13 protein-coding genes and 1 pseudogene are annotated in these 11,416 nt (G+C 69.5%); 6 read left to right on the top strand and 8 right to left on the bottom strand.

Annotated elements, in window-relative coordinates:
* Positions 1 to 93 (top strand): annotated as a pseudogene (locus WDW90_RS04095) (IS5-like element ISMex42 family transposase); the annotation flags it as partial.
* A 500-nt stretch (positions 94 to 593) separates the two neighbouring features.
* Complete coding sequence (locus WDW90_RS04090; protein ID WP_336485984.1) at positions 594 to 848, top strand: hypothetical protein; 255 nt, start codon at positions 594 to 596, stop codon at positions 846 to 848.
* A gap of 114 nt (positions 849 to 962) precedes the next feature.
* On the opposite strand, the gene WDW90_RS04085 is transcribed toward WDW90_RS04090, so the two are convergent.
* The 4 genes from WDW90_RS04085 to WDW90_RS04070 all read right to left on the bottom strand — a co-directional run bounded on the left by WDW90_RS04085 (position 963) and on the right by WDW90_RS04070 (position 3,096).
* Positions 963 to 1,178, bottom strand: a complete 216-nt coding sequence (locus tag WDW90_RS04085) for a hypothetical protein (RefSeq protein WP_336485983.1) — start codon at positions 1,176 to 1,178, stop codon at positions 963 to 965.
* 383 nt (positions 1,179 to 1,561) lie between these two features.
* Positions 1,562 to 2,071 carry a hypothetical protein gene (locus WDW90_RS04080; RefSeq protein ID WP_336485982.1) on the bottom strand — a complete coding sequence of 170 codons (510 nt, stop codon included), beginning with the start codon at positions 2,069 to 2,071 and terminating at the stop codon, positions 1,562 to 1,564.
* Between the two features lie 104 nt (positions 2,072 to 2,175).
* Positions 2,176 to 2,448 (bottom strand): DUF2312 domain-containing protein, encoded by a 273-nt coding sequence (locus WDW90_RS04075; RefSeq protein WP_336485981.1) that lies wholly within the window; start codon positions 2,446 to 2,448, stop codon positions 2,176 to 2,178.
* A gap of 267 nt (positions 2,449 to 2,715) precedes the next feature.
* Positions 2,716 to 3,096 carry a hypothetical protein gene (locus tag WDW90_RS04070; RefSeq protein ID WP_336485980.1) on the bottom strand — a complete coding sequence of 127 codons (381 nt, stop codon included), beginning with the start codon at positions 3,094 to 3,096 and terminating at the stop codon, positions 2,716 to 2,718.
* Between the two features lie 301 nt (positions 3,097 to 3,397).
* Here WDW90_RS04070 and WDW90_RS04065 point away from each other — a divergent pair, with 301 nt between their 5' ends.
* From WDW90_RS04065 to WDW90_RS04050, 4 genes are all read left to right on the top strand, one after another.
* Positions 3,398 to 3,979: a response regulator gene (locus WDW90_RS04065; protein ID WP_336485979.1), complete on the top strand. Its 582-nt coding sequence runs from the start codon at positions 3,398 to 3,400 to the stop codon at positions 3,977 to 3,979.
* Between the two features lie 103 nt (positions 3,980 to 4,082).
* Positions 4,083 to 4,583: a hypothetical protein gene (locus WDW90_RS04060; protein WP_336485978.1), complete on the top strand. Its 501-nt coding sequence runs from the start codon at positions 4,083 to 4,085 to the stop codon at positions 4,581 to 4,583.
* A 406-nt stretch (positions 4,584 to 4,989) separates the two neighbouring features.
* The gene (locus WDW90_RS04055) at positions 4,990 to 6,147 is read left to right on the top strand and encodes a DUF4214 domain-containing protein (protein WP_336485977.1); all 1,158 of its coding nucleotides are present in this window, start codon (positions 4,990 to 4,992) and stop codon (positions 6,145 to 6,147) included.
* Positions 6,148 to 6,455: 308 nt separating this feature from the next.
* Positions 6,456 to 7,313 carry a GNAT family N-acetyltransferase gene (locus WDW90_RS04050; protein WP_336485976.1) on the top strand — a complete coding sequence of 286 codons (858 nt, stop codon included), beginning with the start codon at positions 6,456 to 6,458 and terminating at the stop codon, positions 7,311 to 7,313.
* A gap of 188 nt (positions 7,314 to 7,501) precedes the next feature.
* Here the strand turns inward: WDW90_RS04050 and WDW90_RS04045 are convergent, their stop codons facing one another.
* From WDW90_RS04045 to WDW90_RS04030, 4 genes are all read right to left on the bottom strand, one after another.
* Positions 7,502 to 8,578, bottom strand: coding sequence for an SLAC1 anion channel family protein (locus tag WDW90_RS04045; protein ID WP_336485975.1), 1,077 nt, complete (start codon positions 8,576 to 8,578; stop codon positions 7,502 to 7,504).
* Positions 8,559 to 9,221, bottom strand: a complete 663-nt coding sequence (locus WDW90_RS04040; RefSeq protein WP_336485974.1) for a pyridoxamine 5'-phosphate oxidase family protein — start codon at positions 9,219 to 9,221, stop codon at positions 8,559 to 8,561. Before WDW90_RS04040 ends, WDW90_RS04045 begins: the two co-directional genes overlap by 20 nt.
* 69 nt (positions 9,222 to 9,290) lie before the next feature.
* The gene (locus WDW90_RS04035) at positions 9,291 to 10,262 is read right to left on the bottom strand and encodes an alpha/beta fold hydrolase (protein ID WP_336485973.1); all 972 of its coding nucleotides are present in this window, start codon (positions 10,260 to 10,262) and stop codon (positions 9,291 to 9,293) included.
* A 165-nt stretch (positions 10,263 to 10,427) separates the two neighbouring features.
* Positions 10,428 to 11,327 carry a LysR family transcriptional regulator gene (locus WDW90_RS04030; protein WP_336485972.1) on the bottom strand — a complete coding sequence of 300 codons (900 nt, stop codon included), beginning with the start codon at positions 11,325 to 11,327 and terminating at the stop codon, positions 10,428 to 10,430.
* Positions 11,328 to 11,416: the final 89 nt, after the last annotated feature.

Genomic DNA, 11,416 nt, shown 5'->3' with positions numbered 1-11,416 from the left:
TGGCGCGCTGTTGCCACGCGCTACGAGAAGACCGCCACCAGCTTCGCCGGTGTCCTCTGCATTGCCGCCGCACTCGACTGGCTCAAGCCATAACAGGCCTTAGACGCTCGTCGGCCCAACCCCGCTCGGCTCCGCGTTGTCACGACGGCCCGCGGCCGGGCCGGCGGAGGGGGGTGCGGTGGCGGAGGGGGGTGCGGTCTCGCGCTGGCTCGCGCCAACGTGGAGCGGGTGCGTACCCTTCAATCGGGAGAGCTCAAAAACGGCCAGGGCCATGGGAACCCCGATCAGAAACAGCGCGAAGATCAAACTCACGGCAGGCTCCTCCGACCCCGTTGAGCAGGGTCCGTCCGGTGATCATCGTCAATGCTTGAGTGGCCGCGCTGGTTCGACTCAACGAGGCTTCGGACGGTTCCCGCCATCGGCGGGCCCATGCCCGTGCGCGCTTGCGGACGGAGCGGGAAGGGACGAATGGCTGCGGAATGTTGCCGATCGGGCCCGATCGTTGACGTGCGCGAACGCGAGGACCGGCACTGCGCCGCGCCGAGCGTCGGCGAGGTCCGGCAGGGGCGCGAGGCCGCTCAAGGAGAATGACGGTGGGGATGAAGACGACGTACGTGGTGCAGACCTTCGTGCTGAAGCGGAAGCGGCTCTCGCCCGGCGACCGGGAGACAGCGCCGACCGAGAGCGGTGCGCTGAAGAAGGCCGGCGCCATGGCGAAGCGCGTGCCGGGCACGGCCGCGCTCAAGGTCGTGGCGGACGACGAGACGGGTGAACTCGAGAGCGTGGCCATCCTCGGGCAGTTCGGTGAGGTGCCCGAGGATTTCGCCGAGAGCCTGCAGAGCGGCTGAGCTGCCCTCGTGGCCCGACCCGCAGGCCGGCTGCCGGACCGGGCGGGCAGCGCGGCGGCCGCTGACAGCGGGATGCGGGTTCCGGATTGCTTCCGGCGCAGGCGGGATGGCGGTTCAGCGAAGCAACCCGGCCGAGCGCAGCTCCCGTTCGACCGCCTCGTAGACCGGCTGCATGAGATCGTCATTCTGTGCCGGCGGCGGGCGCAGTGGCCGCATCGGCGGGAACGCGAATGCCCCAGGAGAGAACGCCTTCGGATCGGTACCCTGCCGAGGCCGTGCGCGGAAACGCGAGGCCGCGGTCCGCGCCCATGAGGTGAGCTTGCCCAGCATACAACCCTCCCGGAGCCTGCGAGGCACAACTCGCGCCACGAGCATTCGCTCCGCGGGAGCGCATCCGACCCCGAGGCGGCACCTGGTCCGGATGAAAGACGGCCCATCGTGGAGCCACTCGGGGCCGTGGGTGGTTTAGCCCTGCTTCTTGGCGGACTGTTCCTTCGTCGGCTTCTCGACCTTCGGCGCCGCCCAAGCCTTGGCCATCGCCTTCGCGGCTTCTTTGGTCAGCTTCATCGCTCAGCCTCCACACTCGCCATGGAGAACCAACGGCGTCGGGGAGCCATCGTTGCGGGGCACGCCGACGCCGTTCCGAACAATGGGCCTCGACCGCAGGCCCATATTGCCGGAGACGAGCCAGGCGACGGGAGGCGCGTCCCCTGCTACCGCCAATCGTAGGGGTCGAGACGGGCGAAGGCGTCGGAGAGCGCCTTCTCGGCGGGGGCACGCTGCAGCGCGAGCTCGTGGTCGATCGCTCTCACGAACTGCTCGCGGCCAGCCTGCAGGTCCCGGCTCAAACCGTCCAGGGGCTGCGCAAGCACGACATGCGACGGGTTCACCGAGACGAGAAATTCGATCCCGCAGGTCGCCTGCACGCGAGCACCGGGGTTGCGGAGCCAGTAGCACAGATGGACGCGCGTGAACGGCTCGCCGGCCCGCTGTTCGGTCCGGATCCGCTCCATGCGGAAGCTGTCGGGACGCGCGCGCGCGGCGTAGGCCAGCGTCTGCGCCACGGTGACGAAGCCGTAGGTGGTGTGCTGGCGGACCAAGCCGATCGCCTCGGAGGCGGACGGGAGGAATGGGATCGGGGACGCGCGGGCACGCCCGGCAGACGCAGCCTCGGCACCGGCGGCCGCAACGAGGAGCGCGAGGGCAAGCAGGGTGGCGCGCATGGCTGGACTGTACGCGGCCCCGAGCGATTGTCGAGGCCGCGGCGGACGCGGAACGGCGTGAGGCCCGATGCCCCGGGCAGAGCATGCCCGGGGCAGGGAGGACCCTAAGCAGCCTGAGCGACGGCGGCGGGCGTGGGAGCGTCCATGGCGCGCAGATACACCTCGAGCAAGGTCTCGTGCTCGTCCCGCTCGTCCTGGTCCTGCTTGCGGAGCTTGAGGATCTCCTTGAGGATCTTGACGTCGAGACCCTCGCTCTTGGCCTCGAGGAAAATCTCCTTCTTGGCTTCCATCAGATCCTTGATCTCCTCCTCGACCTTCTCGATGCGCTCGATGATGGAGCGGATGCGGTCGCCGGCGATCCCAACGGTGTCGGTCATGATTGCCCCTTCCTCAATCTGGACGGGCAACCTCGGCGAGATGGGTAAGCGACCGGTTAAGCTGCGGAGCGGTGTCGGCGTCCGATCGCGGCACCGCGCCGGCAGGGCTATGGAGGCTGCCCGCACGCGCAGGCCGGAGACCAGGGACCGGGCGGGCGGCACGCCGTCGATCCGCTCCGAGGCGGAAGGCCCTGTGCAGCGGCCGGCCCGCTCCCTGGCCGCGCAGACGGCCTCGGACGCTCCGGTCGAGCGGCCGGTCCAGCGCGCTCAATGCTGGTCCTCCGGTCCGGTCTGAGCATCCAGCCCGGGGTCGGGCGAGGAGCCGACGCTCACGATGACATTGGAGCCTCCGATGACGGCCCCGGTGGGATCGCGCAGAGGAAACGGATATGCCACGACTTGAACCATCGTGCCGTCCGGCCGCTCCAGCAGGCCTCGAACGCCCTGGAGGGCGCGGCCTTCCCTGAGCGAAACCGCCATCCCGCACTGATCATGCGGCACGGGCGTGCCATCGGGCTTGTAGATGCGCCAGGATCCGCACCAGCGGTCCTTGCCGATCTCCGGGCGGCGGCCCCACAGTTCCACCGCGGCGTCGTTGTAATAGGTCAGCCAGCCTTCCGGGTCCGTGACGTAGAGGGGGAATGCCATCGCGGAACACTCGAGGGAGATCGGTCTAGTAGGATCGCTCCCACGCCGCGGATATTCCCTAGCTGCTCGACATGGCGCAATTGCGTACCGGTGCCGTGCGCGATCGTCGGCGTTGTCGCTCGGAAATCACCGGACAATGATTCGCCAGCGACGCGGGGTCACGGCAGGTCGATAGGACAGAAAATATTTTTGTAAGATAATGTTACTATTCTCGGCCGACTCGAATCAGTCTTGGTTGCACATTGTCTAGGAACGCCTACGCTACGGTATGATTCAGACCGTTCGCTCGCATGGGGAGCTTATGGAGGCTGCGTCGATGCGAATTCCTGCCGACCTTCAGTCCGCGGCCCTGGTCGATGAGACCGTCGCGTTCGAACTGAATGCCGCCGCCGCCTATTTTCAACGGCAAGGTCAACTTGACGTGTCACGAGCCCTGCGGGAGCAGGGCGACACATTGCTGGCGGAGGCGGGCCGCCTCCGCGGCGAGGCCGGGAAACGACCCAGGGCAGGGGGCGGCGCCGGACCGACGGTCCTCGTTGTGGAGGACGAATCGCAACTGCTGGATGTCGTGTCGGACGGGCTGTCGGAAGCAGGCTTCAACGTCATTCCGGCGGAAACCTACGGGATTGCGGGCCTTCTGCTCGACTCTGCCGAGCCGATCGACCTGCTCCTCACCGATATCCGCCTGCCCGACCGCTTCACAGGCTGGGACCTCGCCGAGCGGGCCCGCAGCCGCTTCCCCGGGCTGCCGGTCATCTACGTGACCGGCTACAGCGTCGGGATGCCCCGGCCGGTCGACAACAGCCTGCTGCTGATGAAGCCCTGCCGGCCCTCCGCCCTCATCACCGCCATGCAGCAACTCGGCGTCACGTCGACGGCCTGACGGTCTCGCGATCAGGCCGGGCGTTTCATCCGCCGCCTGCGGGAAGGCGGCTCGTGCCGGGCGGTCCTCAGAACTGGCGAGCCCGGTACAGCGCCCGCATCGCTTGCACCGGTTCCCCCTCGGCCGTGAGGCCGAGCACCCGGCCGACCCGCCCGGCTTCTTCCGGGCTAACCTGACCGATGCCACTCTCGATGGCCATGATCAGAGCGACGTCGACGTCGGCGAGATCGGCGAGGCTGCTCACCTCAAGGGCGCATCGCTCTCGCGCGACGCGAAAAGCCTGCCGGGTGCGCTCACCCCGCTCGGTGGGTCGGGGTTGCGCCACGATGGCACCGGCCGGGCGCGGGTCACCGATTCGGCACCCGTATCGGAAGTCGCCGAGGCCGCGGGCTCGGAGCCAGAGGCGATAGGCCCGCTCGCGGGCATCGTAGGCCTGCCGGAGGCGAGACCCCGGCTGGCCGCGACCGACCTCGTCGTAGCGACGGGTCTCGAGCCCTTCCTCACCGAACAGGTCGGCAAGGGCCTGACGCCACGTGGCGTCGGCAGCCTGAAACCGCAGACCGGTGCCTTGTCGGCAGCCTTCCGTGAGCCCTGCGTCCCATGACGATCCTTCGCTCCGCATCGAGGGCGAAACTGGGTCGGGGGCTGGAGATGTCACCCCCGGCGGTGCGTCGATGGTTAACGCCCCGACTTCCGGCGGAAGCCAAGACCGCCGCCGCGGAGGGGCCGGAAGGGCCCGAGGTCGTCGAGACCGCCGCCCTGACCGATAACCCTGCGCCCGCGATCAATGGAGCACAAGACAAACCGAAGACAATCTGCCGCCCGAGACGTGACCCTCGGGCAATACCGGCTTCTATTAGCGAATTTGTATTAATACGGACGCCGTACACAAGCCAAATTTCACTATTTTGTCTTAGTATCTACGTAATCCGTCTGGATAAATTGCCGATCCGTTACCTACACCGGATGCTGGCCGTCGGGGGCGATACAACCATAACGGGAGAAACGCCATGACGCCCTTAGACAGCCTGGTGCTGCGCGTCGCCGCGGACAGCTACAACGGCGACCCGAACTTCACCGTCAAGATCAACGGAATCCAGGTCGGCGGCACCTTCACGACCGGCGCCTCGTTCAGTGACGACGCGTTCCAGGATATCGGCCTCACCGGCGACTTCAGCTGGGCCAAGCAGATCTCCGTTACTTTCCTCAACGACGCCTTCGTCGATTCCTCGCAGGACAGGAACCTCTACGTCGACAGCCTGACCTTCAATGGTCTGGCCTATGACGGCGCGGACGCGGCGATCACTCTGGGCGGACCGAACGGCACCGCGGCCGGGCTGTATGGCACCGGCAGCACCGCGACCTTCAACGTCAACGGGTATTCCGACGCGGCAACGCTCGATGCCAGCCTGTTCGGCGCCCTGACCTTCGACGTGAACAGCCCAGGCGGCCAGGTCTACGCCCTCTACGAGGGGCTGCTCGCCCGCGATCCCGACCCGCTCAGCGAGGGCTGGGTCACGCTCCTGGAGAAGGGCGCCTCGCTGCACGACGTGACGCAGGCCATCCTCGGCTCGCCCGAGGGGCAGCCGCACTTTAACGCGTCCGACAACGCCGGCTATGTCGAGCAGCTCTACCAGGCCGTCTTGGGCCGATCGGGCGACGCGGCGGGCGCTCAGTACTGGACGGCGGCTCTGAACGGCGGGGCGTCGCGTGCCGACGTGGCGGACAGCTTCGTGTTCTCGGCCGAGCACGTCGCCCAGCTGCAGCCGGCATTCACCACCGGCGTCTTCGTGTCCGACCCGGAGGCGGCGAACGTGGCTCGCCTGTACTACGCCCTGCTCGACCGCGCGCCGGATGCCGGCGGCCTGCAGACATGGGACGCCGCGGCCGAGGGCGGCACGCCGCTCGCGAGCATCGCGCAAAGCTTCCTCTCCTCGCCCGAATACGCTTCTCTTCATCCGACGCCCCTGACGGACACGCAGTACGTCGAGGCGCTCTACCAAGGCGCGTTGGGGCGGACAGCGGATGCGGCCGGCGAGCTGTACTGGGTCGGCGCGTTGACGGCGAACGCGCTGACGCGGGCGCAGGTGGCGGTCGGCATCGGCGAGAGCGTGGAGGCATTCCAGCACCTGACCCCCTCCATCGAGAGCGGCTGGCACCTGTCCTGACCGGCCCGAGCGCCGGCCCGGGCGGACGGCGCCACGCATCGAAGGCCCCGCGAGCCGTGAGGCTACGGGGCGAGGACGCACGACGAGAGGAGCGGCCCTGCGCGCAGCAGGAGCATCCTGGAAACCCGCCGGCGGAGCCGCCTCGGACCAGCCGGGAGCAGGGGGGCGAATATCGGCGTGTCCACGGCGCGCGATCCGTGCTCCACTGGTGCCCCTGGCATGGCCGACGGGCTCGCGCCTTCGTGCATGGAGCCCCTCCACGCATCGATCGACCGGCTTGCTTGCGGCGAGGGCCGACGGGGCTCGACATGACGCAGGATGCCCCTGGCGGACTGACGATTCGGGTCATGGAGCGCCACGACCTCGACACGGCGATCGCGTGGGCTGCGGCGGAGGGCTGGAATCCAGGCCTGAAGGATGCCGGCTGCTTCCGGGCTGCCGACCCGAGAGGCTTCCTGGTCGGCTGCCTCGAGGACGAGCCCGCCGCCGCGATCTCGGTGGTTCGCTACGGCGGCCGGTTTGGCTTTCTGGGCCTCTACATCGTTCGACCGGACCGGCGCGGACAGGGCTTCGGCCACCGCCTCTGGCAGGCCGGAATGGCCTACCTGGAGGATCGGATCGTCGGTCTCGACGGTGTCGTCGCCCAGCAGGCGAACTACACGCGGTCCGGCTTCGTCCTGGCGCATCGCAACGTGCGATTCGGCGGCGTTCCCCGGGTCGAAGCTCCGCGGGATGAGCGCCTGAAGGCGGTGGGGCCGGATCTCGTCGAGGCCGTCCTGGCCTACGACCGGCCATACTTTCCCGCGCCGCGCGAAGCCTTCCTGCGCTGCTGGCTCCGGCCCGATACCCGCGCCGCCGTCGCCTTCGTCGAGGACGGGACGATCAAGGGCTACGGCGTCGTGCGAGCCTGCCGGAGCGGCTACAAGGTCGGACCTCTCCTTGCCGACGGGAGACGCGAGGCCGATGCGCTCTTCCGGGCGCTCGCAGCGCGGGTTGACGCTCAGCCCGTCTTCCTCGACCTCCCCGAGCCGAACCCATCCGCCGTCCGGCTCGCCGGCGATTACGGTCTGTCACCGGTGTTCGAGACGGCTCGGATGTATCGCGGCGCGAGGCCCGATCTACCTCTTGCCCGGACCTACGGGATAGCAACCTTCGAGCTGGGATAGCCGGGCACCTTGCCGATCGCCCGGAGATGAAAGGCGGCAGGTCAGGTCGCGCCGCCGAGCGGGGCACTCTCGGCGTCTGCCGGAACGCGGCGGTCCTCATGTCGGTCCGAGCTACGCACGACGCCGTCATCCGGCCGACCGGTGAAGGACGGGCCGGGTGGACGGAGCGCCCTCGGTGGTGCCGCGCCTCATTGCGAGAGCGTGCGCAGCTCCCCGCGCGCCAGACCGCGCAGCGTCCGTACGAGGAGCCAGAGGATCACGAGCGTCGCGAGCGCCAGCAGGGCCAGCGCGACGCCGTCGGTGACCCAGCCCGGCTCCGCCGCCAGCTTCAGCCCCGCGACCGCCGAGGCCGCGAGCGGGAAGCTCACCGCCCACCACGCCACCCGGAACGGGCAGCTCCGGCCGAACCGGGCGAGCCTCGGCAGCAGCACCGCCAGCAGGAACAGCGTGAGGGCGTAGAGCGACTGCGCGAACAGGTCGACCGCGCCGGTCGTCGCGACGTAGCTCGAGAAGCCGACCGCGAAGGGCGCGGCCAGGATCAGCAGCGACGGCTGCAGCGCTGCAGGTATCGGCGCCTCGAACAGCAGCCGCGACACGATCAGCGTGAACAGCGGCACGGCGAAGAACAGCCCGACCGCGAGGCCGAACACCATGACGCCGTGCATCGAGGGCAGGCCGAGCCCGGGCAGGGCGAGCGGCAGGTCGAGAAGGCCGACGACCGGGACGATCCAGGCCGGCGTCGCGTGCGCGGCCTGCTGGCGCTCGCTCATCCAGCGGTTCACGATCACCCAGGCGAAGACGGTCATCCCGAATGCGCCGAGCGCCCAGAGTGCCCGCGCCAGCCCGAGACTCATGGGCGCGAGCGGGATCGGCAGGAGCAGCAGGCTGATCAGCGGCGTGCCGAAGAGGTTGCCGGCGATCGGGTGACGGAACTCGGCGCGCACCGCCTGCGGGGCAAGGACGACTTTGACGGTGTAGCCGAGCGCGACCGCCACGAAGGCGGCCATCGCCGCCCACCCGATCGCGTCGGCGATCCAGGCGGGGCTTCCGTAGCGCGCGTGGGCGAGGTCCCAGGCCACGCCGAGGCCGGTCAGGCCCATGACGGAGGCGAACAGGCCGACCGGCAGGGCTTCGAGCTGATGCCAGCCGTCGCGCTCGGCCCGCGCGGCCAGATCGGGCGCGACGTGCGCGGTCAGCACCGATTCGCCGGCCTGTGCGGTCTCCGGGGCGCGCGCGGTCCGCGATTCAAGGACGAGGTTGGACATCGGGTGCCTCCGGATGGCTTCGGTCTCGGTCGCCTGCGGCCGCCTGCCTACCCAAGCGCGCTTCGAGTTCGGCGATGCGTGCGTGAAGCGGCGCCACGGCGGCCTCGATCTCGGCGGCGGTGAAGCGCGGGGTGATGTGCTGCGGGCAATTCCAGTCGATGGCCTCGACCGCGACGGTGACCAGGCGCTCCACCCGCGCCCGATAGCCGGGAACGGCGAGCCGCTCCGCCAGGTCCGGGCGCTCTCCGGGTTCGTAGGAACGCAGGTGCCCGAGCAGTTTCAGGCGCTGGCGGTGCGGGTAGTCCATGAAGAACAGCGACACCCGGTCGTCGACCGCGGCGTTGCCGGCCGAGACGTACTGGCGGTTTCCCGCGAACTCCGCCCAACCGATCGTCCTCTCGTCCAGCCGGCGCACGAACCCGGCCGGCCCGCCTCGGTGCTGGACATAGGGCCAGCCGGTCTCGGAGACGCTCGCCAGATAGAAGCTGTCGCGCCCGGCGATGAACGTGCCTTCCCGGTCGGAGAGCCCGTCCGCGTCGGCAGGCCCGCCCCGGGCAGCCGCGTAGGCCGCGCGCGAGCCCCGGCGGGTCTGCTCGGCCTGGACGGAGGGGGTGAAGGCGAGATCGAAGAAGCGGTGTCTCATGGCTGCCTCCTGCGGAGCCGGCGGGACCTCGCGGCCCCGTGCCGGAAGGTGCGACGGGCGGGAACGGCCTCAGCGCCGGGTCAGAGTGCGATCGAGGAAGCCGCGGATCAGCGGCCCCATCACGTCGAGCTTGTCCTCCAGCGCGAAGTGGCCCGTGTCGAGGAGGTGCAGCTCGGCATCGGGCAGGTCGCGCCGATAGGGATGCGCGCCCGCGGCCGGGAAGATCGTGTCGTTCTTGCCCCACACGATCAGCGTCGGCGGCTTGCGCGCCCGGAAGAACGCCTGGAAATCCGGGTAGAGCGCCAGGTTGGTGCCGTAGTCGCGAAACAGGTCGAGCTGGATGTCCTTGTTCCCGGGACGGTCGAGCAGAGCTTGGTCGTGCAGCCAGTTGTCCGGGTCGATGCGCGAGACGTCCGCCACGCCGTCGACGTACTGGAACTTCGTCGCCGCCGGCTCGACCAGGAACGCGAGCGCCTCGCGGTTCCTGGCCGACGGCTCGGCCCAGTAGGCCTTGATCGGGTCCCAGAACGCCTTCAGCCCCTCCTCGTAGGCGTTGCCGTTCTGCACGATCAGCGCGCTGACCCGCTCGGGATGCCTGAGCGCGAGCCGGTAGCCGACGGGGGCGCCGTAATCCATCACGTACATCGCGTAGCGGGTCGCGCCGAGCTGACCGAGCAGCCCGTCCACGATCTCGGCGTAGTGCGCGAAGGTGTAGGCGAAGGCCTCGTGGTCCGGCGCGTCGCTCTGGCCGAAGCCCGGATAGTCGGGCGCGATCACGCGATAGCGGTCGGCCAGGAGAGGCATGAGGTTGCGGAACATGTGCGAGGAGGTCGGGAAGCCGTGCAGCAGGAGCACGACCGGCCCGTCCTTCGGGCCGGCCTCACGGTAGAACACGCTCACTCCATCGACCTTGGCGGTGCGGTAGTGGGTGACGCTCGCCTGCTCGACGGACGATGCCGGGGCCTCGGCGGGCCCGGCGGCGTGCGCGGCCGGGATGAGTGCGGTCGCGGCGAGCAGGGCGGGGATGATCAGGCGCTTCATCGAGGTCTCTCCTCCTGGCCCGGTCATGCCGACGTCGGGCTTCGTCCGAGGCCCTCATCCGGTGCGTTCCGGCCTCGCGGCTTGAGGTAGACCTTCCTTGATTTCGGCATAAGATGGCTTGTTCGGGAAGCTTTCTCCCGGAAAACGGAAGGGCGGCGGCTCCGGCTACAGGGCGGCCATGTGGCTCCGCATCCGTGGGACGGCGAAGTCGAGGAAGGCGCGGACCTTCAGCGGCAGCAGACCGCGCTCGGGATGTACGAAGCTGACCGGCAGCGGCTCCGGCTCGTAGGCTTCCAGCAGCACGCAGAGCGCCCCGGACCGGATCTCGTCGGCCGCCTGGTAGAAGAGCACACGGGTGATGCCGAGACCGGCGCAGGCGGCATCGACCGCCGCCTCCGCGGCGTTCACGGCGAGCCGGGGGCGGACCGGGACCGAGAGCGACGTGGCGCCGCGCCGGAACCGCCAATCGGCCGTGGCCGGGAAGCCCTCGAAGGTGACGAGGTCGTGGGATGCGAGCTCCTCCGGCTCGGCGGGGACGCCGCGACGCGCCAAGTAGCCGGGTGCGGCGCAGACGACGCGCCGAACGGTGCCCACCCGGGTCGCCACGAGCGCGCTGTCGGCGAGCGGGCCGATGCGCAGCGCGACGTCGATATGGTCCTCGACGAGGTTCACGCTGCGGTCGATCAGCAGCAGCCGGATCGCGATCTCCGGATAGGCGCCGAGGAAGTCGGTGGCGATCGGGACCACGTGCCTCCGGCCGAAGGCGATGGGCGCGGTGACCGCCAGTTCGCCCCGCGGTGCGCTGTACTCGCCCGTGGTGGCGCGCTCGGCCTCCTGCACCTGTTCGAGAATGCGCCGGGCCGCCGCGACGTAGGCCTGGCCGGCCTCGGTCAGATCGACACGCCGGCTCGTGCGGGTCAGAAGGCGCGTGCGCAGGTGCCGCTCGAGCTCCGCGACCTTCCGGCTGACCGTCGTCAGCGGCAGGCGGAGACGGCGCGCGCCCGCCGAGAGACTGCCTCCCTCGACGACCGCGATCAGCACGGACATGGCGTCAAGTCGGTCCATCGCGCCTTCCGGAATCCGGGACCCGGCGTCCCGAAGGTGCTGGATAGCGCCATCATCCGGAAGCTTCCACGCCGTGATCCGAGCCGATG

The sequence above is a fragment of the Methylobacterium nigriterrae genome, from assembly GCF_037106235.1.
GTDB classification, from domain to species: Bacteria; Pseudomonadota; Alphaproteobacteria; order Rhizobiales; family Beijerinckiaceae; genus Methylobacterium; species Methylobacterium nigriterrae.
The sequence above is the reverse complement of the archived record's forward strand: the minus strand, read 5'-3'. Positions and strand labels throughout refer to the sequence as shown.